Source organism: Sulfitobacter noctilucicola, from assembly GCF_000622385.1.
In the GTDB taxonomy this organism is placed as follows: domain Bacteria; phylum Pseudomonadota; class Alphaproteobacteria; order Rhodobacterales; family Rhodobacteraceae; genus Sulfitobacter; species Sulfitobacter noctilucicola.
On the sequence record NZ_JASD01000008.1, the window covers coordinates 1313079 to 1336860 of the forward strand.

The 23782-nt window shown below is 56.9% G+C and carries 24 protein-coding genes and 1 tRNA gene; 13 read left to right on the top strand and 12 right to left on the bottom strand.

Going from position 1 to position 23782, the window contains the following annotated elements; genetic code table 11:
• Positions 1-19 precede the first annotated feature (19 nt).
• Entirely contained in the window at positions 20-1231 is a 1212-nt protein-coding gene (locus Z946_RS0110170; protein ID WP_025055634.1) for a Zn-dependent hydrolase, read from the top strand.
• Here Z946_RS0110170 and Z946_RS0110175 read toward each other — a convergent pair.
• The 3 genes from Z946_RS0110175 to Z946_RS0110185 are packed head-to-tail and all read right to left on the bottom strand — an operon-like array spanning position 1213 to position 4282.
• Positions 1213-1683 carry a GNAT family N-acetyltransferase gene (locus tag Z946_RS0110175; protein ID WP_025055635.1) on the bottom strand — a complete coding sequence of 157 codons (471 nt, stop codon included), beginning with the start codon at positions 1681-1683 and terminating at the stop codon, positions 1213-1215. The two genes, Z946_RS0110170 and Z946_RS0110175, sit on opposite strands and share 19 nt — an antisense overlap.
• Complete coding sequence (locus Z946_RS0110180; protein WP_025055636.1) at positions 1674-2375, bottom strand: response regulator transcription factor; 702 nt, start codon at positions 2373-2375, stop codon at positions 1674-1676. The genes Z946_RS0110175 and Z946_RS0110180 overlap by 10 nt, the downstream gene beginning before the upstream one ends.
• Entirely contained in the window at positions 2372-4282 is a 1911-nt protein-coding gene (locus Z946_RS0110185) for a PAS-domain containing protein (protein ID WP_025055637.1), read from the bottom strand. Before Z946_RS0110185 ends, Z946_RS0110180 begins: the two co-directional genes overlap by 4 nt.
• 204 nt (positions 4283-4486) lie before the next feature.
• Here Z946_RS0110185 and Z946_RS0110190 point away from each other — a divergent pair, with 204 nt between their 5' ends.
• The 9 genes from Z946_RS0110190 (at position 4487) to Z946_RS0110230 (ending at position 15818) form a co-directional block, all read left to right on the top strand.
• Positions 4487-6463, top strand: a complete 1977-nt coding sequence (locus Z946_RS0110190) for an AMP-binding protein (protein WP_081780810.1) — start codon at positions 4487-4489, stop codon at positions 6461-6463.
• A gap of 124 nt (positions 6464-6587) precedes the next feature.
• The gene (locus Z946_RS0110195) at positions 6588-7406 is read left to right on the top strand and encodes an ABC transporter ATP-binding protein (RefSeq protein WP_025055639.1); all 819 of its coding nucleotides are present in this window, start codon (positions 6588-6590) and stop codon (positions 7404-7406) included.
• 90 nt (positions 7407-7496) lie between these two features.
• A complete protein-coding gene (locus Z946_RS0110200; RefSeq protein ID WP_025055640.1) occupies positions 7497-8504 on the top strand; it encodes a branched-chain amino acid ABC transporter permease in 1008 nt (335 codons plus the stop codon).
• Between the two features lie 79 nt (positions 8505-8583).
• Complete coding sequence (locus tag Z946_RS0110205; protein ID WP_025055641.1) at positions 8584-9696, top strand: branched-chain amino acid ABC transporter permease; 1113 nt, start codon at positions 8584-8586, stop codon at positions 9694-9696.
• A 72-nt stretch (positions 9697-9768) separates the two neighbouring features.
• A complete protein-coding gene (locus Z946_RS0110210) occupies positions 9769-11049 on the top strand; it encodes an ABC transporter substrate-binding protein (protein WP_025055642.1) in 1281 nt (426 codons plus the stop codon).
• 73 nt (positions 11050-11122) lie between these two features.
• Positions 11123-11959 (top strand): ABC transporter ATP-binding protein, encoded by an 837-nt coding sequence (locus Z946_RS0110215; protein WP_025055643.1) that lies wholly within the window; start codon positions 11123-11125, stop codon positions 11957-11959.
• Positions 11960-12018: 59 nt separating this feature from the next.
• On the top strand, positions 12019-13197 hold the full coding sequence (locus Z946_RS0110220; RefSeq protein ID WP_025055644.1) for a phenylacetate--CoA ligase family protein: 1179 nt from the start codon (positions 12019-12021) through the stop codon (positions 13195-13197).
• A 189-nt stretch (positions 13198-13386) separates the two neighbouring features.
• Positions 13387-14067: a MarC family protein gene (locus Z946_RS0110225; protein ID WP_037969166.1), complete on the top strand. Its 681-nt coding sequence runs from the start codon at positions 13387-13389 to the stop codon at positions 14065-14067.
• Between the two features lie 86 nt (positions 14068-14153).
• A complete protein-coding gene (locus Z946_RS0110230) occupies positions 14154-15818 on the top strand; it encodes an ABC transporter permease (protein ID WP_025055646.1) in 1665 nt (554 codons plus the stop codon).
• Positions 15819-15822: 4 nt separating this feature from the next.
• On the opposite strand, the gene Z946_RS0110235 is transcribed toward Z946_RS0110230, so the two are convergent.
• Both Z946_RS0110235 and yghU read right to left on the bottom strand, forming a co-directional pair.
• Positions 15823-16377: a GNAT family N-acetyltransferase gene (locus Z946_RS0110235; protein WP_025055647.1), complete on the bottom strand. Its 555-nt coding sequence runs from the start codon at positions 16375-16377 to the stop codon at positions 15823-15825.
• Between the two features lie 109 nt (positions 16378-16486).
• Positions 16487-17356: a glutathione-dependent disulfide-bond oxidoreductase gene (gene yghU, locus Z946_RS0110240; protein ID WP_025055648.1), complete on the bottom strand. Its 870-nt coding sequence runs from the start codon at positions 17354-17356 to the stop codon at positions 16487-16489.
• Between the two features lie 378 nt (positions 17357-17734).
• Here yghU and Z946_RS0110245 point away from each other — a divergent pair, with 378 nt between their 5' ends.
• The gene (locus Z946_RS0110245) at positions 17735-18037 is read left to right on the top strand and encodes a hypothetical protein (protein ID WP_152540571.1); all 303 of its coding nucleotides are present in this window, start codon (positions 17735-17737) and stop codon (positions 18035-18037) included.
• 217 nt (positions 18038-18254) lie between these two features.
• On the opposite strand, the gene ykgO is transcribed toward Z946_RS0110245, so the two are convergent.
• Together ykgO and Z946_RS0110255 are read right to left on the bottom strand one after the other, a co-directional pair.
• Entirely contained in the window at positions 18255-18380 is a 126-nt protein-coding gene (gene ykgO / locus Z946_RS0110250; protein WP_005850168.1) for a type B 50S ribosomal protein L36, read from the bottom strand.
• 96 nt (positions 18381-18476) lie between these two features.
• Positions 18477-18551, bottom strand: a tRNA-Val gene (locus tag Z946_RS0110255).
• A gap of 148 nt (positions 18552-18699) precedes the next feature.
• On the opposite strand from Z946_RS0110255, the gene Z946_RS0110260 reads away from it, so the two are divergent.
• Positions 18700-19560, top strand: a complete 861-nt coding sequence (locus tag Z946_RS0110260; RefSeq protein ID WP_025055650.1) for an N-formylglutamate amidohydrolase — start codon at positions 18700-18702, stop codon at positions 19558-19560.
• Here the strand turns inward: Z946_RS0110260 and Z946_RS0110265 are convergent, their stop codons facing one another.
• Positions 19561-20061, bottom strand: coding sequence for an anthrone oxygenase family protein (locus Z946_RS0110265; RefSeq protein ID WP_025055651.1), 501 nt, complete (start codon positions 20059-20061; stop codon positions 19561-19563).
• Positions 20062-20150: 89 nt separating this feature from the next.
• On the opposite strand from Z946_RS0110265, the gene Z946_RS0110270 reads away from it, so the two are divergent.
• Complete coding sequence (locus Z946_RS0110270) at positions 20151-20765, top strand: TetR/AcrR family transcriptional regulator (RefSeq protein ID WP_025055652.1); 615 nt, start codon at positions 20151-20153, stop codon at positions 20763-20765.
• Here the strand turns inward: Z946_RS0110270 and Z946_RS0110275 are convergent.
• The 4 genes from Z946_RS0110275 to Z946_RS0110290 form a co-directional block, all read right to left on the bottom strand.
• On the bottom strand, positions 20743-21996 hold the full coding sequence (locus tag Z946_RS0110275; protein ID WP_025055653.1) for a DNA polymerase IV: 1254 nt from the start codon (positions 21994-21996) through the stop codon (positions 20743-20745). The genes Z946_RS0110270 and Z946_RS0110275 overlap by 23 nt on opposite strands.
• 285 nt (positions 21997-22281) lie before the next feature.
• A complete protein-coding gene (gene pyrF, locus Z946_RS0110280; RefSeq protein ID WP_025055654.1) occupies positions 22282-22974 on the bottom strand; it encodes an orotidine-5'-phosphate decarboxylase in 693 nt (230 codons plus the stop codon).
• Between the two features lie 66 nt (positions 22975-23040).
• Positions 23041-23307, bottom strand: coding sequence for a hypothetical protein (locus Z946_RS0110285; protein WP_025055655.1), 267 nt, complete (start codon positions 23305-23307; stop codon positions 23041-23043).
• 113 nt (positions 23308-23420) lie between these two features.
• Positions 23421-23765 carry an orotidine 5-phosphate decarboxylase gene (locus Z946_RS0110290; RefSeq protein ID WP_241461322.1) on the bottom strand — a complete coding sequence of 115 codons (345 nt, stop codon included), beginning with the start codon at positions 23763-23765 and terminating at the stop codon, positions 23421-23423.
• Between the last annotated feature and the right edge of the window lie 17 nt (positions 23766-23782).

The window sequence follows — 23782 nt, forward strand, 5'->3', positions numbered from 1 at the left end:
AGTTAAGAAGGGGTGTGGCGTGAAGGTTGATCCCGAACGGTTCTTGTCTGACTTGCATCAACTGCGATCCTATGGCGCATCGGGTGTGGGCAAAGGCGTGGTGCGTCCGGCGTATTCCGAAGCTGATCTTGAAGCACGCGGCTGGTTGGCAGAGCGGTTTGAGCAGGCAGGGTTGCGCGTCGAAGTAGATGCGATGGGTAACCTTTTTGGGCTGGCCGAGGGACCGTCGCTGTTGATGGGTTCCCATTCCGACAGCCAGCCCGAAGGCGGATGGCTGGACGGGGCGCTGGGCGTCATCGCTGCACTTGAGGTCGCGCGCGCGGCGAAAGAAGCAGGCGGTCCTGCCATTTCTGTCGTGTCGTTCCAGGATGAGGAGGGGCGGTTCGGTGTGACAACCGGATCAGCAGTCTGGTCAGGTCAACTGAGCCTGAGTGAAGCTGACGGCTTTGCGGATCATGCTGGCGTGACATTAAAGAACGCGCGTCTGGCAATGGTCGACATGGTAACAGGGGATGTCGACGCGGCACAGTTCACCGGATTTATCGAATTGCACATCGAACAGGGTCCGACACTCGACACCAGTGGCGAGCAGATCGGTGTGGTGACGGATATTGTCGGCATTCGCGATATGAAGATCACCTTCGAGGGGCAGCAGAATCACGCCGGCACAACGCCCATGCACCTGCGCCGTGATGCGTTTCAAGCAGTCTCGACCTTCAACGCGTTGATTAACGATCGTTTTCGCAATGTGGTCACGCCCAGTACGGTCTGGACCATCGGGCATGTCAGCCTCCATCCGAATGCGTCTTCGATTGTTCCGGGCAAGGCCGTGTTTTCAATGCAGTGGCGTGATGGGGATGGCGAACGTTTAAAACGTATGGAGACCGTGATCCGTGACGCCGCGCAAGAGGTGGCGGATGATCTGGGGATGACGCTGTCCTTTGGTCCGATGCTTGGCCTTGAACCCGTCGAGATGGATGCGCGACTGCGTGCTGCGCTGGAACAGGGTGCCGAAACGGTAGCGCAGGGGCGCTGGCGTACGATGCCGTCAGGTGCCTTGCACGATGCCACCAACGTCTCGCGCCTGATGCCGGTTGCGATGCTGTTTGTGCCTTCCATCAATGGTATCAGCCATGCATTCGAAGAAGATACGAGCGAGACTGATCTGGTTGCAGGGCTGGAAGTTCTGGCCTGTGCTGTGCAGGCGCTAGGTCAGGCGACCGGTCGCTGAAACACGATTGATGTGGGGCGGTCAAAACCGGGATGGGCTGTGCGTGCCACTTCGGCAAAGCCCATCGCGTAAAAAGCAGCGTGATTGTCAGTGAGCTCTATACGCGATTCCAGCTCCAGCAGCGGAAGGCCGAGGGCCTTCGCACGCTCCGCGCCGTGTTCGACAAGACGTCGGGATAACCCCTTGCCACGCATATCGGCAGCAACAGCGATCTTGCCCAGATAGAGGGCCTGCGGTTTCGGCGTGAAAAACGCGCAGGCAGCAAGCGGCGGTCCAAGAGACCAGACCTCGGCCTTTGCGGCTTGGGAACTGACAGCGGCGGGCGTCAGATGGATCATGGAGGACGGAGGATCAATCACGTTTTCCATATAAGCAAAGGACTGGCGGATCAGCGCAAGGATATCCGCAAGGGCAGGATCGTCGGGCCCAAGCTGCCGTAATATCAGGTCCATGTCACATCGCCCAAAAAGATGTAGCCCGCACCATAGATGGTTTTGATCAGCTGGGGGTTCTTGGGGTCTTCGCGCAGTTTTGTCCGCAGGCGGGATATGCGCACATCCATGGCGCGATCAAAGGATTCCGACGCGGCACCGCCAAGGGATTCCTGCATCTGCGCGCGGCTGATAAGGCGCTTCGGGCTTTCGAGAAAAAGCCGCAGGACTTCACTTTCGGCATGGGAAAACGGCACTTCGGTCCCTTCTGCATCCATCAGGATGTAGCGGTCGAAATGGGCAGTCCATCCGGCGAAAGTGGCCGTGTTGCCATCACCAGTGGCAGGCTTTGGTTTGCGCAGTCGCGCGCGAATGCGTGCGACGACCTCTGCGGGATCGAACGGTTTGATGATGTAGTCATCCGCGCCAAGCTCAAGACCCGTTACGCGATCCTGCACCTGTGCACGGCCAGAGATGATGATGACCACCGCGCCCTGTTCCAGCGCCAGACGATGTACCAATGTCAGCCCGTCTGTATCCGGCAGGCTGAGATCAACAAGGCAGACGTCTGGTGTGCGCGTGGCTAGTGCGGCCTCAAATGCGCGGGCGCGGCCGAAACTCAGTGTCTCAAATCCCGCTTCTTCCAATGCATCGGCCAGAAGCGTTCGGATTTCGGGTTCATCGTCAAGTATCGTGACCAAGGGGCGTGTCATTCGGCGGCTTCCTGTGCTGGCGTGATCAGCGCGATAAGGTCGTCAGGCTGCACCGGTTTGCGCAAGGTTGGTGCGAGTTGCTGTGCGCTTGCGAACAGCGCGTGATCTTGCGGCAAGGAGGTCATGAGAACCACAGGTTTCTGACCCGCTATGCGACGGGCAAGATCGATGCCGGTGGTTTCCCCCAGAAGCTGGATGTCAGACAGCACCAGTGCGATATCCGGCAGGTCGGCCATCAGGGCTGTTGCCTCGTCCGCGCTGGCAGCCTCAATAACGGAGTGGCCCAGCGCCATCAGAATATCACGCACGCCTGCACGGATCTGGTCGTCATCCTCGACCAGCAGCACAAGACCGGAGGTGTCGGGCAGAGCAGCGCGATAGGGCAGGCGCAGGACAACACTGGCGCCGCCATCTTCACCGTTGCGCAGGCGCAGGTCGCCGCCTGCGGATTTCGTGAGATCATACACCATCGACAGCCCCAAGCCGCTGCCTTCGCTGCCCTTGGTGGTAAAGAACGGATCGATGCCATGATCCAGTGCAGAGACTGAAAAGCCCGGTCCGTTGTCTGTCACCTGCCATTCGATCCATGTCTCATGGACCATCCGCTGGATCAGCTCGATTTCTCCGTTTGCACCGCAGGCGTCGCGGGCATTCAGGATCAAATTCAACAGGCTGTCGATCAGGCTGCCGTTGTCGAGCAGGACAGGACCTTCGGGCATCTGGTTTGTAATCGTCAACGTGATCCCTGCGGGCAACGTCGGTCGGGCAAGCGTTGTGAGGTCGGAAAGAAGTTGAGCGGGATCAACAGCAGTCGGGCGAAGTGTGCGCGGCCCCGTGACATCGGCGATCGAGCTGAGCAGCGCGCCGCCCCGACGTGCAGCGGCGAGCGTCCCTTCGATTAGGGTTTGTGCGTCAGCGGAGAGCTCTGATTGACGTGCAAGCCGCGATTGCATCCCCAAAATGATGGTCAGCAGATTTGAAAAGTCGTGGGCCAAGCCGGAAATCATCTGTGCGGCCAGTTCGCGTTTGCGGGTCTGTTGCAGGGCGACGCGGGTCTGGGTTTCTTCGGTGATGTCGGTCGACAGAATATAGACACCCCCGTGCCCGTCAGGGGTGAAGGCCGCGCGAATGCGACGAGCAGAGGTATCATCGGTGAATTCGGTCACTGCAGGTGTGCCCTGATAGGCGCGGCTTAGTGATGGTTCGATCCGGCGATAGGCAAATTCGCCCAATGCATCGCCGATAAAAGTTCCCAATATACTGCTGCGGCGTCCGGGCAGGATATCGGGCAGGCGTTGGTTGGAGAATGTATAGCGTCGCTCTGCATCGACATGCGCGATATGGGCCGGTAGCATTTCAGTGGTCAAACGCGTGCGGGCCTCGCTGATGGTGAGCTGTCGTTTGGTTTCTTCCAGCGTAGTAATCATCGCGGCGAGCTCGCGGTTGGTGGCCGCAAGCCTTTCGGCATGTGAGAGCACTTGGTCGGATAGGGCGTCAGAACGGGCGCGCAGCAGTTCCTCCTGGGTCTTGGTGGCGGTGATATCCGTGTAAACAGTGACCCATCCACCTTGCGGCAGCGGCGATCCTTCGACGCTGATGGTGCGTCCATTGGCGCGGGTCCGCTCCATATAGTGGGGCTCGAACGCGCGTGCCTGTAGGGTGCGTTCACTTGTAAAGGCGTCAACATCGTCGACGGGGCCATATTCGCCGCGTGCTGCAAGGTGCAGGATTGTTTCTTCGAATGTAGCACCGGGGGTGACCAGATTATCGGGCAGATTAAACATTTGCTGGAAGGGGGCGTTCGAGACAACAAGCCTCAGATCGGAATCGTAAATTGTCAGAGCCTGCGCAATCAGGTTGAGACCTGCGCTTGTCATCGCCTTGGCTTGTTCGTCGGTGATTTGCATAGTTCCTCCCGCCGTCTACCGCTAGCATCTGTTGCCTCGCGGGGCAAAGGCCGCAAACTGGTCTCGGGCCGCTGTTACAATTCGTAAGGATTGAGAAAAGTTCAGGAAAAAGTTGACGTTCAGGGTGAAGACAGCATCCTAATGGGATGTGAGAATCGCGATCTACGCGATCGACCCTGTCGCAAAATGACAGGTAAGGGAGGAATGACTTTGGCCACGCCACAGACGCGCGCCGACGGACCGCAATCCGTCCCGGCGCTTTTGCATCGTAATGCAACAAAGTTCGCGAACGCACCCGCGTACCGCGAGAAAGAATACGGCATCTGGCAAAGCTGGACATGGAGCCAGACACGCGACGAGGTTGAGGCGTTGGCGCTGGGCCTGATGGAAATGGACATCAATGAAGGTGACTTTGTTGCCATCATCGGTCGCAACCGTCCGTATCTCTATTGGGCCATGATGGCCGCTGAGATGTGCGGTGCGGTGCCTGTGCCGCTGTACCAAGACGCAAACGCCGAAGAGATGGCCTATGTCATGAACCACTGTGGCGCGCGTTTCGCCATTGTGGGCGATCAGGAACAGGTCGATAAAATCCTTGAGGTGCAGGAGCAACTGCCGGAATTCCAGCAGATGATCTATCTCGATCCGCGTGGTCTGCGTAAATACGACCACGGCGCGATGAAGCAGTATGCGAACGTACAGGAGCTCGGACGTCAACTGCGTGAGAAACACCTTCCCGAACTCGAAGCACGTCAGGCCAAGCTGGATTATGACAGCACGGGTGTGATGCTTTATACGTCCGGCACGACGGGCAAGCCCAAAGGGGTTGTGCTGTCGAACCGCAATATCATCGAGACGGCCAAATCGTCTTCTGAATTTGATGATCTGCGCCAGACCGATGATATCCTAGCGTATCTGCCGATGGCTTGGGTTGGCGATTTTATCTTTTCCGTGGGGCAGGCGCTTTGGACGGGTTTCTGCACCAACTGTCCTGAATCCGCTGATACAATGCACGTCGATCTGCGTGAAATCGGGCCGACCTATTATTTCGCTCCGCCGCGCGTGTTCGAGACGCAGCTCACGAATGTGATGATCCGGATGGAAGACGCCAGCCGGTTCAAGAAACGGCTTTTCGATACGTTCATGGCGCATGCGCGCAAAGTGGGGCCGGATATTCTGGATGGCAAAGAAGTCAGCCAGTGGGACCGGTTCAAGTACAAGCTTGGCGAGGCTTTTGTGTATGGTCCGCTGAAAAACACCCTTGGCTTTAGCCGCGTGCGCGTGGGCTATACAGCGGGTGAGGCAATCGGGCCGGAGATTTTTGATTTCTATCGCTCGCTCGGTATCAACCTAAAGCAGCTTTACGGCCAAACCGAAGCGACTGTTTTCATCACCGCGCAACCCGATGGCGAGGTGCGTAGCGATACAGTTGGCGTGACCTGTCCCGGTGTGGAATTGAAAATCGCTGAGAACGGCGAGGTGTTCTACCGCTCACCGGGTGTTTTTGTGGAGTACTACAAGAATCCCGAAAGCACAGCCGATACCAAGGATGCCGAAGGCTGGGTCGCGACGGGCGATGCGGGGTTCATCGAAGAAGGTTCGGGCCATCTACGCATCATCGACCGAGCAAAGGACGTGGGCCAGATGGCCAACGGATCGCTTTTTGCGCCGAAGTACGTTGAAAACAAACTGAAGTTTTTCCCCAACATTCTGGAGGCTGTGGTCTTTGGCAACGGGCGCGAAGAATGTACGGCGTTTATCAACATCGATCTGACTGCCGTGGGGAACTGGGCCGAACGGAACAACATCGGCTATGCGTCCTATCAGGAATTGGCACGGCATCCGCAGGTGATGGACACGATCCAGAGCCATGTGGAAGAAGTGAACGCCAGCGTCGCGCAGGACGAGATGTTGTCGGGCTGCCAGATCCACCGGTTTGTTGTTTTGCACAAGGAACTGGATGCAGATGACGGCGAGCTGACACGGACACGCAAAGTACGCCGCCGGATCATCGAAGAGAAATACGACGACATCATTACCGCGCTTTATGACGGGACCAAATCGGTCAGCACCGAGACCGAAGTCACCTATGAAGACGGACGCAAGGGCAGCATCAAGGCCACGCTTGAAGTGCGCGATGCTAAGGTGATGCCTGTGGCAGCGCGGATGGCGGCGGAATGATGGTGCGCCGCGTGTCTGCGACGACATCCCGACCAGATCCGCGGAGTGCCACGCGCCAGCGCAACTGGTACGGACATTGTGAAGTCGGTCTTGAGTATATTGGCCAAGTGAAGCTGGGGGTCGCATGAAAGATACTGTGGACAGTTACGTTACCGCAGATGGGCGCACCATCGGTCCGGTGGTGATGGAGATGAAGAACATCACCCTTCGGTTTGGTGGTGTTGAGGCGATCAAGGATATCTCTTTCGATATCCGCGAAGGCGAAATCCGCGCGATCATCGGGCCGAACGGTGCCGGTAAATCCTCGATGTTGAATGTGATATCGGGGTTCTACGTCCCTCAGGAGGGCGAGGTCTGGTACAAGGGCGCGCGCCGTCCGGCGATGAAGCCGTTTCAGGTGGCACAGCAGGGCATTGCACGGACGTTTCAGAACATCGCTTTGTTCGAAGGGATGAGCGTTCTGGACAACGTGATGACGGGCCGTTTGACACACATGAAAACGGGGTTGTTTGCGCAGTCACTTTGGAAAGGTGCCGCCGAGCGGGAAGAGGTTGAAAACCGAGAAGTCGCTGAAAAGATTATCGATTTCCTCGAGATTCAGGCAATTCGCAAGACGCCTGTCGCTCGCCTGCCATATGGTTTGAAAAAGCGGGTGGAGCTGGCCCGCGCCTTGGCAGCGGAACCTTCGATCCTGCTTTTGGATGAGCCGATGGCGGGGATGAACGTCGAGGAAAAAGAGGACATGAGCCGCTTTATTTTGGATGTGAATGACGAATTTGGCACCACGATTGCGCTGATCGAACATGACATGGGCGTGGTCATGGACCTCAGCGACCGTGTTGTCGTGATGGATTACGGCAAGAAAATCGGCGACGGCACGCCAGACGATGTGCGCAATAATCAGGACGTCATCGACGCCTATCTGGGGGTCGCTCATGACTAAGTTTTATCAAGCGTCACATGCCTACCAAAACGCGCCGGGCTCACACCGGCCTTGCACCGCCGCTGCGCAAAACGGGGAAAGGGTTCAGCAATGAATGAACAACTGGCTTTTACCATTGAGGTTTTTGCGAACGGGCTGATGGCGGGGGTGCTTTATGCGCTGGTCGCTTTGGGGTTTGTCTTGATCTACAAGGCGTCCGGCATCTTTAACTATGCGCAGGGGGTCATGGCGCTGTTCGCGGCGATGACGCTGGTCGGCATCCAGAACGGGCAGGTGCCATTTGCCCACTTGATTAACGCAATATTCGGGACGGAAGTGCATCACTTTGGTTGGCACGTGCATTCGTTTATCGCGATCCTGTTTACTGTCGTCGTGATGATCGGCCTTGCGTGGGCTGTGCAGAAGTTTGTTTTCAAGCATCTGGTCGGCCAGGAACCGATTATCCTTTTCATGGCGACTATCGGTTTGGCCTATTTCCTTGAAGGAGTGGCGGACCTGATGTGGGGGTCGGAGTTGAAGGCGCTGAACGTTTGTGCCGCCGATGGCGTTTGCTTGCCGCAGGGAATGAACGTCTGGCTGGAAGGTACGACCTACGAGGCACTGGGATACGGTTTCTTTATCGACAACCTTGATATTGTGGCGTCCATCGTGGCTGCGATCCTTGTGATCGGGTTGGTGATGTTTGCGCAATACACCAAGCAGGGCCGCGCGATGCGCGCCGTGGCGGATGACCATCAGGCGGCTTTGTCGGTTGGGGTTTCGCTGAATTTCATCTGGGTGCTGGTGTGGTCGCTGGCTGGCTTCGTGGCATTGGTTGCGGGGATCATGTGGGGCGCAAAATCAGGCGTGCAGTTCTCGCTGTCGCTGATTGCGCTCAAGGCGTTGCCGGTGCTGATGCTGGGTGGATTTACGTCCATTCCGGGCGCGATCGTGGGTGGTTTGATCATCGGTGTGGGCGAGAAGCTGTTCGAGTTTCTGATCGGTGCGCCATTCCTTGGCGGTGCGACGGAAAATTGGTTTGCTTATATGTTGGCGCTTTTGTTTCTGGTGTTCCGTCCGCAGGGCTTGTTCGGGGAGAAGATCATTGAGCGTGTTTGATTTGATCCGGCGCGTGCGTGGTGCCCACTCTACCATAAAAACTGTCGGCTGGGTGAAACCCGCCACATTGGAGGTCTAGATGTTTTACCGTGAAGCAGGCGATTTCAGCACGACTTACGCCGAAGACCAACAGACCTTTCCGATCAAATTCGATCGCTATCGTTATTACGTGGTTTTGTTCATCGCCATCGTTGTGGTGCCCTTTGTCATCAACGATTACTGGGCCAACAGCCTTCTGCTGCCCTTCCTGATCTACGCAATTGCGGCGATCGGGTTAAATATTCTGGTGGGTTATTGCGGACAGGTATCTTTGGGAACGGGCGGCTTTATGGCTGTGGGTGCATATGCCTGTTACAAGTTCATGACCGGTATTGATATCTGGTGGGGCGGCGAACTGCTGTTCCGGTTGCCCGAGTTCAACATCTTTTTCAGCGTAATCATGGGCGGAGTCATGACTGCGATTGTCGGCGTGTTGTTTGGCTTGCCGTCCTTGCGGATCAAGGGGTTCTATCTGGCCGTGGCAACGCTGGCCGCGCAGTTCTTCCTTGTGTGGCTCTTTAACCGTGTGGCGTGGTTTTATAACTACTCTGCCTCGGGTCAGATCAACGCGCCCGAGCGGGATATTCTCGGGGTGCTGATCACGGGACCAAGCACAGAGCCATGGGCGACCTATCTGTTCTGTCTGTTCTTTACGATCGTTTGTGCGGTGATTGCGCGGAACATGACGCGCGGCGCGTCCGGTCGGAAATGGATGGCAATCCGCGACATGGATATTGCGGCCGAGATCATCGGCGTGAACCCGCTGCGCGCCAAGCTGACGGCCTTTGCGGTGTCGTCCTTTTTCGTGGGCATTTCCGGCGCGCTGTTTTTCTCTGTCTATCTAGGCGCTGTTGAGGTCGGTGAGGCCTTTGGTATCCAGAAATCGTTCCTTGTGCTCTTTATGATTATCATCGGCGGGCTGGGCAGCATCTTTGGCTCCTTTGCTGGCGCGGCGTTTCTTGTGCTGCTGCCTGTGGCGCTCAAGGTTGTAGGCGTCGACTGGCTTGGCTGGCCTACGGATATCGTGGCGCACCTGAACCTTGTGATCGTTGGCGGGCTGATCGTGATCTTCCTGATCGCAGAACCGCACGGAATTGCGCAGCTTTGGCGGGTTGCCAAGGAGAAACTAAGGCTATGGCCCTTCCCGCACTAGCGGGGGCCAATAGAAGAAGGCGGGGCAAACCCGTGAGACCAAATCGGATAAAATCCAAGGGAGGAAACACCGATGAAATATAAACTAGGTACAGCCGCAGTTGCGGCAATGATGGCCGCAAGCCCCGTAATGGCGGATCTTGTGTTCCCGTCGCTCAGCTACCGGACGGGTCCTTATGCGGCGGGTGGTATCCCGTTTGCGGATGGCTATGCGGATTATTTCACCATGCTGAACGCCCGTGACGGCGGCATTGGCGGTGTGATGACCAAGGTTATCGAATGCGAGACAGGCTATAACACCGAGAAGGGTGTTGAGTGTTACGAGTCCACCAAGGGCGAAGGCAGCCTTGTCTATCAACCGCTGTCCACAGGCATCACGTACCAGTTGATCCCCAAAACCACGGCCGATGGCATCCCGATGCACACAATGGGCTATGGCCGGACGTCTGCGGCGAATGGTGATGTGTTCAGCCACACGTTCAACTATCCTGCAAACTACTGGAACGGTGCTTCCGGTGCGATCAACTATTTGCTGGCCGAAAACGGCGGTGATCTGAACGGCAAGAAAATCGCGCTGGTCTATCACAACTCTGCCTACGGCAAGGAGCCTATTCGCACGCTGACAGAGCTGAGCGAAAAGCACGGTTTCGAATTCAAGGAAGTGCCAGTTGACCACCCCGGTCAGGAGCAGAAATCACAGTGGCTGCAAATCCGTCGCGACAAGCCTGACTATGTAATTATGTACGGCTGGGGCGTGATGAACCAGGTTGCGGTACAGGAAGCGGCGAACATCCGGTTCCCGATGGAAAACTTCATCGGTATCTGGTGGTCCGGTTCTGAAAACGATGTTCTTGCAGCGGGTGACGCAGCGAACGGGTACAAGGCGCTGACGTTCCACGGTGTTGGTTCCGACTTCCCTGTTTTTGACGACATCAAAACGCATGTTGTGGACGCAGGCAATGCCGCCGGTGCGGGCGATCAGATCGGAACGGTTTTGTATAACCGTGGTCTCTATGCTGCGATGCTGGCAGCGGAAGCGGTTAAGACAGCACAGGAAATCCACGGTGTCGCAGACATCACACCAGCGCAGATGCGCGACGGGATGGAAGCGCTGTCGATCACGGAAGAGAAGATGGCGGCACTTGGCCTGCCAAACTTCGGTCCGAGCTTTGACGTGTCTTGTTCCAACCACGGTGGCGAAGGTTTCGTTGGTATGACCCAGTGGGATGCATCCGCGAAAACATGGTCGCTTGTCTCTGACTTCGCACCTTCCGACATGGATGTGATCGGCCCGCTGATCGAAGAAGATTCAGGCGCTTACGCTGCTGAGAACAACATCGAAGGCAACTGCTAAGCCGGTTTGCTCTACTTCGGGCGTGGCATCAGCCGCGCCCGGAGATCAAGATATTTTGAAAAGGGTGAAGCCCATGCTGGACGACGCAACACAGGCCCAGACGCAGGTTGAGAACGTGCTGGAGGTCAACAATATCGAGGTGATCTATAATCACGTGATCCTTGTGTTGAAGGGCGTGAGCCTGAACGTTCCCAAGGGCGGGATCACCGCGTTGCTGGGCGGTAACGGCGCGGGCAAAACCACGACGCTGAAGGCTATTTCGGGCCTGCTGGCGTCTGAACGGGGCGAAGTGACCAAAGGGACAATCAAGTACCGTGGCGCTGACATTGCCCAAGCCGATCCGGCGGAGACAGTAAAGAAGGGTGTCGTACAGGTGATGGAAGGCCGTCACTGTTTCGAGCACCTGACGGTTGAAGAAAACCTGATGACCGGTGCTTATACCCGCACTGACGGTTCCGGTGCCATCGCTGCTGATCTTGAGATGGTTTACAATTATTTCCCGCGCCTTCGTGAGCGGCGCAAAAGTCAGGCGGGATACACCTCTGGCGGCGAACAACAGATGTGCGCAGTCGGACGCGCCCTGATGTCCAAGCCCGAAACGATCCTCTTGGATGAGCCGAGCATGGGGCTGGCCCCGCAGTTGGTCGAACAGATTTTCAGCATCGTGAAGACAATCAACGAAAAAGAAGGCGTGACCTTTTTGCTCGCGGAACAGAACACCAACGTGGCCCTGCGGTTTGCGCATTACGGATACATTCTGGAATCGGGTCGCGTTGTGATGGACGGTCCGGCGGCGGATCTGCGCGAAAACCAGGACGTCAAAGAATTCTATCTCGGCATGTCGGACGAAGGGCGCAAATCGTTTCGGGATGTGCGGTCCTATCGCCGGCGCAAGCGCTGGCTGTCCTGAAAAGGGCGGTGGGGTAAGCCCCATCTTACGGATTGTTTTGACCTGAAAAGAGACTTGCCATGCGCGATACCCATTTTGATGATCTGGAAACCCGCAGCGCGGATGCCCGCGAGGCTGCACAACTGGCAGCATTGCGCGATCAATTGAGCCGCGTGGGCGGTGAAGTGAAGCTGGATACGCTGGCCGATCTGGCGAAACTGCCAGTGATGCGCAAATCCGATCTGACCGATCTGCAAAAGGAACAGCCACCGTTTGGCGGGATCGCTGTGCAGAATATCACCCATGTTTTCCAGTCTCCCGGCCCGATCTATGAACCCGGTGGCTCCAGCCATGACTGGTTTCGCATGGGGCGTTTCTTGCATGCAGCGGGGCTGGGTGCAGACGATATCGTGCAGAACTGTTTCGGCTATCACCTGACACCAGCAGGTCATATGTTTGAAAGCGGTGCGCGCGCGGTTGGGGCAAAGGTTTTGCCTGCCGGTGTGGGCCAGACTGAATTACAGGTGACTGCTGCGCGCGATGTGGGCACAACGGCTTATGCTGGCACGCCTGACTATCTGAAGGTCATTCTCGAAAAAGCGGACGAGATGGGCGTGACGCTCGGCATCACCAAAGCCGCTGTCGGCGGCGGTGCGCTGTTCCCGTCCTTGCGCCAATACTATATTGATCGCGGTATTTCGTGCCTGCAATGCTATGCTACGGCGGACGTGGGCAATATCGCCTATGAAAGTGCCGCGATGGAGGGGATGATCCTTGATGAAGGTGTCATCGTCGAAATCGTCACCCCCGGTACAGGTGATCCTGTCGCAGAGGGTGAGGTTGGCGAAGTTGTGGTGACTACGCTGAACCCCGACTACCCGCTGATCCGTTTTGCAACAGGCGATCTATCCGCTATCATGCAGGGTACGTCACCTTGCGGGCGCACCAACCGCCGCATCAAGGGCTGGATGGGGCGCGCCGATCAAACGACCAAGATCAAGGGTATGTTTGTCCGTCCAGAACAAGTCGCCGCTCTTGTTGCGCACCATAACGAAGTCAGTAAGGCCCGTGTTGTCGCCAGCCGTGCAGGTGAACAGGATGTCATGACCGTACACATCGAAAGCGCGGGCGGTGATGCTGATCATTATGCCCAATCGGTTGCGGAGCTGCTAAAGCTCAAGGGTAAGGTGGTAGTTGTTGAGCCCGGTAGCCTTCCCAAAGACGGCTTGGTGATCGAAGACCAACGCACCTACGACTGAGGACTGCTGCATCTTTTTGCGGCAGGGGCATTGGATCGCACCGCGATAACGTGAATTTGCACGATACACGATTGCGGGCGAACGCCTGCATTCTGTAAGGGCTTGCGAAGAGCTGAAAAGCCTGACAGCGACCGTTTCGGCAGAACGGCCATCCGCTGTTCGCAATTCGCATTGTTTCGAAAGGATCCCATGACATTGCTCTCGATTGATATGGTGGCACTGACACGCGAGTTCATCACGCTTTTGGTTGTGATAGATCCTGTGGGCACCATCCCTGTTTATCTTTTTGCGGTGGCAAGCGTTCCGGCGCATTTGCATAAACGCTTTGCCTTGCGGGCTGTCGCCATTGCGACGCTCGTGCTCTTGGCGTTTCTTATCGGCGGGCAGGTCATTCTTGAAACGCTCGGGTTGCGGCTTGGCTCTTTCCAGATCGCGGGCGGGGTCATTTTGTTCTTGTTTGCGCTGTCAATGATCTTTGGGGAGTCGAAACCTCAGACAGAAATCGCGGAAGCCGAGCGCGACCACCTATCAAGCGCTGTCTTTCCGTTGGCGATGCCGTCTATTGCCTCACCGGGGGCGATGCTCGCGATTGTGATCCTGACCGAGAACAGCTCCAACACGCTGGCAGAACAGGCGACGACGGCGGCGCTGCTGGTTCTTGTCCTCGCCCTAACGCTCGCCCTGCTTCTGGTTGCCAACTTTGTGCACCGGTTGATCGGCGATACGGGTGCTTCTGTTATTTCGCGTGTGATGGGGATCATCCTTGCCACGATTGCTGTCGATGCGATTCTCGGCGGTTTTGATACGCTCAATATTCTCGATGTGGCACCGGCAGAAAACCCAAGCCCGCTGAGCGATGTGACCGAATAATCCCTTAGCCAACATGCGCGTGACGTTGCGCCGCAGCGTGCGGATTGCTCTCTGGTAATTCTGACTGATTTGGTCGAAATAGAAGTATGACCACACGGACAGCACCCATAGCACATCGACGGCGCGGCCTGAGCGGGCTGCGGGGGCTGTCAGGCATTGCAATCTTTGCCGCAGCCATTTGTGCCTTGCCGATGATTGCCGTGGTGATCGCTGCCTTGGGAGGCGGGACAGAAACAATCCGCCATTTGATAGATACTGTTCTTGGGGACTACATTCGCGCGACGCTTGCGCTGGTGGCGCTGGTCTCAGTCGGTGCATTTGCAATCGGGGTCGGGGCAGCGTGGTTGGTGACGATGACGCGTTTTCCCGGAGTGCGCTGGTTTGAGATCGCGCTGGTTTTGCCGTTGGCATTTCCGGCGTACGTGCTGGCTTATGCCTATACCTCGCTGCTGGATCATCCTGGCATCGTGCAGACAACGCTGCGCAATATGACCGGTTGGGGGCCGCGCGACTACTGGTTCCCAGAGATCAGATCACTTGGCGGGGCGGCATTGATGCTGACGCTTGTGCTCTATCCGTATGTCTATCTTCTGGCCCGTGCGGCATTCCTCCAGCAAAGTGGTACGACTTTTCTTGCGGCACGCGCCCTGGGTAAAAGCGCGTGGCGTGCATTTTTTCAGGTGAGCCTGCCCTTGGCACGGCCAGCGATTGCTGCGGGCGTTCTGCTAGCGGTGATGGAGACGATTGCCGATTTCGGGACGGTCGCCTACTTCGGGGTGCAGACCTTTGCCAGCGGCATCTATACTGCGTGGTTCTCTATGGTTGACCGCGTTGCGGCTGCGCAGTTGGCCTTGTGTCTGCTAAGTTTTGCCCTGCTGTTGGCAATGCTAGAGAGGCTACAGCGAGGCGAGGCAAAGTACCACGATCCTGCACGGCAGGCGCAGGCAATGCCCCCTATGGAATTGAGCGGATGGCAGGCGGCCTCAGCCGTGGTGGCTTGCGCTATACCAGTGGTCTTTGGAGCCATTTTGCCGATCGTCGCGCTGTTTACTATGGGGATGGGGTCAGAACAGAACCTGCTCAGCCCGCGGTATCTGGGGTTCATCCGCAATTCGCTGACACTGGCGGGATGTGCCGCTTTGGTGACTGTCGCAGCTGCGGTGGCTATCGGTTTTTTCCAGCGTTTGCGGCCCGGCCGGTTGTCATGGAGTGCGGGCTATGTGGCGCGGTTGGGGTATGCGGTGCCGGGTGGCGTGATCGCTGTGGGCCTGATGGTGCCATTTGCGGCCTTTGATAATGCTTTGGATGCATGGATGCGCGAGACATTCGATATCTCGACCGGCCTTCTGATGACCGGGTCAATCTGGCTCTTGGTGATCGCTTATATGGTGCGGTTTCTTGCGGCGGCTTTGGGTGCCTATGAAGGCGGGCAAGCGATGGTGCATGACAACATGGATGCAGCGGCGCGGTCACTGGGGCAGACACCTATCGGGACACTTCGGCGCGTGCATCTGCCTATTCTGGCACCCAGCTTGCTGACCGCATTGTTGATCGTATTCGTCGATGTAATGAAGGAATTGCCTGCGACACTGATCATGCGGCCGTTCAATTTCGATACGCTCGCGGTGCAGGCGCACAGACTTGCCAGTGACGAGCGACTGGAAGGGGCAGCGGTGCCGTCCTTGGTGATTGTAGCGATGGGATTGTTGCCCGTTATTCTGATTTGCCGTCAGGTCGGGCGCGGAAAGTAGCGCGTCAATTCAGGCGTGCGTTTATTGCTTTTTGCCAATCCGCACGGGACAAACACCAGCTTTGCCAGATGCCCTGCTTGCCGCCTAATGTGAGCGGGCCCTCTTCGGTCAGGGTTGCACCCAGCTTGGCTGTCGCGCGCTGTGACCGGATGTTCGTGGGATCTATATGCAGCCAAACGCGGTCTACGTGCTCGAAAGCATGGGCCAGCATCAGCGCTTTCATTTGGTGATTGGTGTCACCGCCCCAATAGGGACGGGTCAGAAAAGTATACCCGATAGAGATACTGTCCGGCGCATTTGGCGCTGTGTAATAGCGCGAACACCCGATCATGCCGCCCGTCCCCTTGTGGGTCACGGAAAGGGTGGATTTGCTGGCCAGCAAGGTATCGAAATAGGGATCAAAGACAGTGCGGATGTGACGGTCTTTCGCGGGATGGCCGGCCCAGATTGCAGGGTCGGAAGCAGCCGAAAAAAGCGGTTCGCGATCCGCTTCCGTCAGGGCGCGCAGGGACAGGGTCGGCCCGTGAAGAGTTGGTTGCGGGTTAAATGCGGAAAGCATGGCGACAGCTCGAAACGATAAAGGCACGCCTGCAGTGAGGCGTGCCCTATCTTTGCGGGGCGGACGCTGCTGCGTCCAGAGATGTATTGTACCCCTACATTAAAGGCCGTTAGCCTTTTTCGGCTTCAATTTTGTCTTGTGTCTTGGTTTCGAAATCCGACGCATCGTGGCGTTCGTGCAATTGCATCGACAGATCATCACCAAAGGCGCGGTTGACCATGCGGCCGCGTGTAACGGCGGGGCGCGCATCAATCGCTTTGGCCCAACGCATCACATTTTTATAGGATGTCACGTCAAGGAATTCGGCCGCGTCATAAAGGCGGCCCAGAACCAGCTGGCCATACCACGCCCAGATCGCCATATCCGCGATGGAATAATCACCGGCGAAGTAGTCGTTGTCGGCCAGATGACGGTCCAGCACGTCAAGCTGGCGTTTGGTTTCCATGGTGAAACGGTTGATGGCGTATTCGTCTTTATGCGGCGCGTAGGCATAGAAGTGGCCAAAGCCGCCACCAAGGTAAGGGGCACTGCCCATTTGCCAGAACAGCCAGCTCATCATTTCGGTGCGCTGTGCCGGATCGGTCGGGATGAAGGCGCCGAACTTCTCCGCCAGATGCAGCATGATGGAGGCAGATTCGAAGATGCGCTGCGGTTTGTCGCCGGAATGATCCATCATCGCAGGGATTTTGGAGTTGGGGTTCGCGCCAACAAAGCCGGAGGTGAACTGATCGCCTTCCATGATGTTGATGATCCATGCGTCATACTCCGCGCCCGTGTGACCGGCGGCCAGCAGCTCTTCGAGCAGGACCGTGACTTTGACGCCATTGGGTGTGGCCAGCGAATAAAGCTGTAGCGGGTGTTTGCCCACGGGCAGCTCTTTTTCCGAGGTCGGGCCGGCGACGGGGCGGTTGATGGAAGCAAAGCGGCCACCGGATTCGGCGTCATGTGTCCAGACTTTGGGGGGAGTGTATTCGGTCATCGTGGCCTCGCTTGAATTATGGTTTCGCGGGCAACTTGCCTTGTTCGGGTGTGAAGGGCCAGAGGGTTTGGGTGGAAGGGGTTCAAGAGTTTGTGTTGGGGAGGTTGGGTTGGTAATCAACTAATGTCAGCTTCGAGCCCAAGTTGAAAGATTTGTGCCTCGCAGCGACAGTCGGCTTTCAGGAGACGGTCAGAAACCTTCAACAAGGCCTTAGTTTCGGAACAGGGTATGTGGCGGCGTCGATCACGGTCCTTTCCGCCTGTTCCCAAAGAGAAGGTTCTTGGAGCGCTTTTTCGAGCCGCTTCTACAGCCCCGATCTTGTTGACGCAGGGCCCGCGATATTTCTATATAAGATATCTGCATTTTAGGGTGGGTATCTTGGGTATCGACGAACTAATAAACCAACTGGTCGAATTACGGGGTCGTGATGCCTTGATGGTTTTGACGGAATTGGAAGAGGCTCTGGCGCTTTCTGGTGAAATCACACCTGAAATCTCTGTGATTGCCGCGTATATTGCAGGCGTTGAGGACGCTTTGACCGGGACCGGAGGCCGACCCGAATATGATCTTCGGATGCGCGATTTTGTTGCCCAAGCCAAGGGAAGCATGTCCGAAACAGGTCGCTCTATAGGAGATGCCGCCATGGATGATTTCATGACGCAAGCAAGAGACGGCGGCTAAACTTCGACGCGGTCCGTGCATCGGCTGTTCAAAAATGATCTTTTGTTGTGCGGTTCACAAGACCGGACATCAATGCACGGACGCCGAAGGCCTGAAAAGTCCCGCATAGCGGCCGTTCCACTCCTGTGTAACCACAGCAAAAAGGCCACCCCGCGAGGGCAGCCTTTTCAAACATTACGTATCAGGCGGTAAGGTTCAGCCCGAAAGGAACGCGGGATCAACCCTGACGGGCTTTGAACCGGCGCTGCGTTTTATTGATCACGTAAACGCGGCCCTTGCGACGCACAACGCGGCAATCACGGTGCCGGTTCTTGAGCGAGCGGAGCGAATTGCGAACTTTCATGTTCTTATCCTTCCATCTGTGGCCCCGCCTTATCATCAGACAAGGACCAGCGCCGGGTTACGGGCGACCTTGGAACCCCAAGGCCAGTGAATTTCATGGTGGGCGATACTGGGATCGAACCAGTGACCCCTTCGATGTCAACGAAGTGCTCTACCGCTGAGCTAATCACCCACTTTTTCAACGCGTTTGCCGTGCCCCAAACAAAAATGGGGCGCGAAAACTCGCGCCGTTGGGGTGCTATAAAAGGAGTCGTGAGAGGGATCAAGGGGCTTTTGGCATTCCCCTGAAGTGCGCTATATATGCCCCAAGGGGGATATGTATGCCCGAGTCAGCCTACGACGTCGTAAATCCGGCGCAAAACCGGTCTTGTGTGGTATTTGCCTCGCCTCATTCGGGGCGGGATTATCCGTGGACATTTTTGCGCACCTCGGTGTTGGACGAACATACGATCCGGTCGTCGGAAGATGCTTTTGTCGACCAGTTGTTCGAATGCGCACCGCATTTCGGGGCGTCTTTCATCAAAGCGGGTGCCCCGAGGGCCTTTGTCGATCTGAACCGCGCCGTAGACGAGCTTGATCCCGCATTGATCGAAGGGGTGCGTCGGCGGGGGCATAATCCGCGCATTGCTTCTGGTCTTGGTGTGATTCCACGCGTGGTGGCGAACGGACGTGCGATCTATCGTGGCAAATTAAGCAGCGAAGAAGCGCAACGCCGTATTGATGATTACTGGAAACCGTACCACCGCAAGCTTCAATCCTTGCTGGATGCAGCGCATCAGCGCCATGGACAGGCCGTGTTGATCGATTGCCACTCGATGCCGCATGAGGCGATGGATGGTGTGGCCCGGTCAGGTATGAAGCGACCCGATATCGTTTTGGGCGACCGGTTTGGTGCTGCCGCCAGCGGTGATGTGGTGGACCGTGTCGAGGCAGCCTTTGCCAGCGCGGGGTTTGTCGTAACACGGAACACGCCCTTCGCCGGAGCCTACATCACGCAAGCATATGGTCGCCCCGCTAGATCGCAGCATGCCGTGCAGGTCGAAATCGACCGGTCGCTTTATATGAACGAGACCTTGATCCGGCCGAATGGCGATTTTGAGCAGGTGCAGGCAGCGCTGCGTCAGGTCGTGGCCGAGGTCGCCTTGATCGGGCAGGGGCGGATCCCGCTGGCGGCAGAATAGTCAGCCAAGCGGTCTAAGGTTCAACATGCCTATCCCGATACACAGTACAGCGACGCCGGTCGCAACGGTGCGGACTTGATTCCATAATTGCCATTTTGGTGAATAGTCATCCCAGATGGCCTGCGCGGCATCTATGTCTTCGGGCACTGCGACCAGCGCGAGCGCTTCGTTCATGGGTACATTGACCGCCATCGTCAGGGCGACACCCAGTAAGGCAACAAGCAGCGTCGCGGCTGTGAACCAGTATGCGCTTGGGTGTTGATCGTCTTTGAACAGAACCATTGTTGTAACCAATAGCGCGATGGAAGTGCCAAAGAACGCAGGCGCAAATACCGCATTTCGCACCGAAGCGTTCATGGCCTGCATTGCCTCAATCGCAACTCGGGGGTCGGCAGCATCAAGGCCCCACATGGTGGAGCAGACCCAAGCATAGAAAAATCCGAATAGGGCGGCGGCCAGCAGAAGGCTGAGCAGCGCCAGGGGCTTAATAAAGCGAATCATATCTATCTCCAGTAGCCGTACATACTTGTACGTCTTTACATATCCGTACTCTTGTGTACGGATGCCTGTCAAGTGGTAAGGATATGCCCATGCGGAATGAAAAACGCGAAGCGCGGATGCGGGAGATAGAGGCCGAGGCCTATGCTCTGTTCGCGGCTGCGGGTTATGATGGCACCTCGATGCTGGCTGTGGCCAAGCGGGCAAAGGCGTCGAACGAAACTTTATATCGTTGGTATGGCGACAAAACCGGTCTGTTCGAAAGCATGGTGCGCGCCAATGCGGAGAAAGTGCAGCAAGCGCTGAGGCATGCAGCGGAGGGTGAGGGTGCTCCTCTGGATGTTCTGGAGCGAGTCGCACCGGTTCTGCTCGAAATGTTGTTGAGCGATCGTGCGATTGCGTTAAACAAGGCAGCGGCTTCTGATGTCTCCGGCACTTTGGGCAAAGCGTTGGCGAAAGGTGGGCGGGAAACCGTTTTGCCTTTGATCGAGGAGCTGATGCGCTCGGCGATTGAGAGCGGGTCGCTGGCAAAGCCGTCACATGGCACTGCCGGGGCGTTGTTCATGAGCCTGCTAGTCGGTGACCGGCAGATCAGGCGGGTCATTGGTGCGCTGTCTGAACCTTCGCGTGATGAAATCGAAACGCAAGCGAGAGTGGCGATTGCCCAATTCCGGCTTTTGTGCGCTAGCGCAACGCCCGCCCTTTAACGATAGCTTTCGCGCCATAGCGTGTGCGGATGGCATCCGTGGCGCGTTCCGCCTTGCTGCGTTGGCCCGCATGCGGATCCAGTAGATCACCCGCAAGATCCGCTTCTGCGGCAGCGCTTAGATCTGAAATGCCGCACCCGATCAATCTGAATGGACCGGTGTCGTCGAGCTGGTCAAAGAGTGCGCGGGCGGTACGGTATATGCGGTCGGCCAGCTGTGTCGGATCACTGAGTGACACGCGGCGGGTCAGTGTTCTAAAATCGCTGCGCTTGATCTTGAGGGTGACAATCCGGCCAGCAAGCTCTTTTGCTTTGGCACGGTCGGCCACCTGCTCGGACAGCCGCCATATGTGCCCGTCCAGAATGTCTACATCGGAAGTATCATCGCTGAACGTTGTCTCCTTGGATATCGACTTTACCGGCTCATGGGCGGAGATGCGTCGGCGGTCCTGCCCGCGCGCCAGATGCCACAACCGCTCTCCCATTCCGCCAAACCGGACGATCAAGTCCTCTTTCTCCCAGCGCAGCAGATCAGAGAACGTGCGAATACCTGCTTTTTCCAGCGCGCCTTGGGTAACGGCCCCGACGCCCCAGATCAGCTTGACCGGTTTGTCTCGCAAGAAATCCTGCGTGCCCGCCTTTCCGATCACCGAAAACCCGTGCGGTTTGTCCAGATCGGAGGCTACCTTTGCCAGAAATTTGTTGTGGCTCAGCCCGATTGAACCGGTCAGCCCGAGTTCGTTCTTCATGCGCCGCACCAGGCGCGCCAACATCACCGCGGGCGGCGCACCATGCAGGCGGGCGGTGCCTGTCATGTCCAGGAATGCCTCATCCAGCGACAGCGGCTCAATCGCGGGTGTGAGTTCCTCCATCATGGCGCGTATGGCGCGGGACGCTTCGACATAGGCGTCCATACGTGGTTTGATGATGACGGCTTCGGGACAGAGCTTGAGTGCTTGGAACATCGGCATAGCGGACCGCACGCCGCGAATGCGAGCGACATAGCAGGCGGTCGACACCACGCCCCGCCGTCCACCACCAATAATGACCGGCTTGCCGTTTAACGCAGGATTGTCGCGTTTTTCGACGGAGGCATAGAAAGCGTCACAATCCATATGTGCGATTGAAAGATCAAAAAGCTCCGGATGCGCCAATACACGCGGACTGCCACAAGCGGGACAGCGACGGTGCTGCGGGATTTCGCTTAGACAGTCACGGCAGAGGGCGGCCATTGGATCACCGGTTTGAGCAGGATTGCCCTTAATCTAAGGGCTTCAAGGCGATTTGCCCATGGGTAAGCTGCGTCAAGATCGGGTAATTGGGGGAGGTTCTCAAAGAAGCCCCCCGCTGCTTTAAGCGGGGGGAAAGGTGACGAACTTCAGGAAGATTGAGTTCGTCGGGGAGTATCACCTAAGGTAAAGCTAGCATCGGAATGTCATAACACATAGTCAGGATTTCCCGACCGAACGGTCAATTTCGGGTTTGTGGCGTTTCGGATACAGTCTGTGGTTGAAAAGTCAGCATTTCATTTCTGCTAGGATGGACTGCGCGGCGGCTTTTGGGTCATCCGCCTGCCAGATCGGACGGCCAACAACGATGTGATCAACGCCGTCGCGTACGGCCTGTTCCGGCGTCGCCACGCGTTTCTGATCGCCAAGAGCGGCGCCCGCAGGCCGGACGCCCGGCGTCACAATCAATTTACCGACAGCTTCTGGCAATCCGCGAATAGCGGCTGCTTCTTGTGGAGATGCGATGACACCATCGGCACCGGCCTCAAACGCGCGGGCAGCGCGGGTCAGCACCAGATCCTTGATGTCACCGGGTTGGATCAGGGAGGCATCTAGGTCAGCACGATCTAGCGACGTAAGGATGGTCACGCCAAGAATTTTCATGTTGCTGCCCGCGGCCCCCTGCTTCGCTGCATTCACCACGTGCGGGTCGCCGTGAACTGTCAGAAAATCCAGATCAAATTGCGCAAGCCCACGCACGGCCGCTTCGACAGTCGCGCCGATGTCAAAAAGCTTCATGTCGAGGAAAATGCGCTTGCCGTGCTCTTGCTTAAGCTCGTTGGCGAGGGCGAGCCCACCGCCGGTCAACATACCCAATCCGATTTTATAGAAAGAAACCGCATCACCCAGTTTGCCCGCGAGGTCGAGACCTGCAACAGCATTTGGGACATCAAGGGCAACGATCAGGCGGTCATCTGACATTTGGGGGCTCCGGTCTGGCACTGGTTCAGGGTGCAGTGCCGCACGGAAGCCTTAAGGTCAAGATAATCAGGCGGCCAAGCTGCCGTTCCCAGAGTGCGGTGCAGTCTTTGCATATTTACGGAACGCACGAAGATCGCTCCGTGCCTCATGTCGCGATTTTGCCTGCTGCGTCAAACGGTGCGCGGCAATCGAAATCGGCACGTTGATGTTTCCATCGAACATGCAGGGATATCTGAAAATGCCATCGTCCGTCTGCAAGCTCACAAGCGCTTCGAACATGCCGCTCCCGGCGTTATAGCGCACATCCAGCGCTGCCACTGTCTTTATCTGCATCGTTCCACCTCCGGTGCCTGACCCTTTTGCGGGTTCTGACCTTAGGATGCAGAATAAAGTACCCCGCGGTTAGGGGAAAAACCGCAGGGTCAAGGCATATTTAGGCAACGCTGTTAAGCCGCTTTTTTGTCTGCAAATTGAAATGCTTCTTCAAGCCAGCGGACAGGGTCAAACTTGCGGTGGGGTTTTGATGTCCGCATGCCCTTCTGGTCAAGTCTGGAAAACAATCCGCCACGGTGCTGGTGGCGACGGACTGCCTGCTTGCTCAGCCCTTTCGCCGCATCCTCAAAGCTAAGCGTCATTGGTGCCGAAAAATCGCAGGCATAGGTACGAACCGTCGCGTTGTCATGAATGGTGACTGCGGCCTCAAAGCTCTGGCTCGCAGCATTGTACCGCACGTCTTTAATTTGAATGGGGCAAGTATACATGTCGAAATCCTCAATAATGGTCTTTGACACTCTTTATGTGGGTGCTC

What these genes read in the sequence shown, in the direction of transcription:
- Z946_RS0110200 (WP_025055640.1), top strand. Translation starts at nt 7,497, where the DNA reads ATGAATGAACAACTGGCTTTTACCATTGAGGTTTTTGCGAACGGGCTG.
- Z946_RS0110215 (WP_025055643.1), top strand. Translation starts at nt 11,123, where the DNA reads ATGCTGGACGACGCAACACAGGCCCAGACGCAGGTTGAGAACGTGCTG.
- Z946_RS0110270 (WP_025055652.1), top strand. Translation starts at nt 20,151, where the DNA reads ATGCGGAATGAAAAACGCGAAGCGCGGATGCGGGAGATAGAGGCCGAG.
- Z946_RS0110235 (WP_025055647.1), bottom strand. Translation starts at nt 16,377, where the DNA reads ATGCTTTCCGCATTTAACCCGCAACCAACTCTTCACGGGCCGACCCTG.
- yghU (WP_025055648.1), bottom strand. Translation starts at nt 17,356, where the DNA reads ATGACCGAATACACTCCCCCCAAAGTCTGGACACATGACGCCGAATCC.
- Z946_RS0110220 (WP_025055644.1), top strand. Translation starts at nt 12,019, where the DNA reads ATGCGCGATACCCATTTTGATGATCTGGAAACCCGCAGCGCGGATGCC.
- Z946_RS0110285 (WP_025055655.1), bottom strand. Translation starts at nt 23,307, where the DNA reads ATGCAGATAAAGACAGTGGCAGCGCTGGATGTGCGCTATAACGCCGGG.
- Z946_RS0110175 (WP_025055635.1), bottom strand. Translation starts at nt 1,683, where the DNA reads ATGGACCTGATATTACGGCAGCTTGGGCCCGACGATCCTGCCCTTGCG.
- pyrF (WP_025055654.1), bottom strand. Translation starts at nt 22,974, where the DNA reads ATGTCAGATGACCGCCTGATCGTTGCCCTTGATGTCCCAAATGCTGTT.
- ykgO (WP_005850168.1), bottom strand. Translation starts at nt 18,380, where the DNA reads ATGAAAGTTCGCAATTCGCTCCGCTCGCTCAAGAACCGGCACCGTGAT.
- Z946_RS0110205 (WP_025055641.1), top strand. Translation starts at nt 8,584, where the DNA reads ATGTTTTACCGTGAAGCAGGCGATTTCAGCACGACTTACGCCGAAGAC.
- Z946_RS0110230 (WP_025055646.1), top strand. Translation starts at nt 14,154, where the DNA reads ATGACCACACGGACAGCACCCATAGCACATCGACGGCGCGGCCTGAGC.
- Z946_RS0110275 (WP_025055653.1), bottom strand. Translation starts at nt 21,996, where the DNA reads ATGGCCGCCCTCTGCCGTGACTGTCTAAGCGAAATCCCGCAGCACCGT.
- Z946_RS0110180 (WP_025055636.1), bottom strand. Translation starts at nt 2,375, where the DNA reads ATGACACGCCCCTTGGTCACGATACTTGACGATGAACCCGAAATCCGA.
- Z946_RS0110225 (WP_037969166.1), top strand. Translation starts at nt 13,387, where the DNA reads ATGACATTGCTCTCGATTGATATGGTGGCACTGACACGCGAGTTCATC.
- Z946_RS0110210 (WP_025055642.1), top strand. Translation starts at nt 9,769, where the DNA reads ATGAAATATAAACTAGGTACAGCCGCAGTTGCGGCAATGATGGCCGCA.
- Z946_RS0110260 (WP_025055650.1), top strand. Translation starts at nt 18,700, where the DNA reads ATGCCCGAGTCAGCCTACGACGTCGTAAATCCGGCGCAAAACCGGTCT.
- Z946_RS0110185 (WP_025055637.1), bottom strand. Translation starts at nt 4,282, where the DNA reads ATGCAAATCACCGACGAACAAGCCAAGGCGATGACAAGCGCAGGTCTC.
- Z946_RS0110265 (WP_025055651.1), bottom strand. Translation starts at nt 20,061, where the DNA reads ATGATTCGCTTTATTAAGCCCCTGGCGCTGCTCAGCCTTCTGCTGGCC.
- Z946_RS0110195 (WP_025055639.1), top strand. Translation starts at nt 6,588, where the DNA reads ATGAAAGATACTGTGGACAGTTACGTTACCGCAGATGGGCGCACCATC.
- Z946_RS0110190 (WP_081780810.1), top strand. Translation starts at nt 4,487, where the DNA reads ATGACTTTGGCCACGCCACAGACGCGCGCCGACGGACCGCAATCCGTC.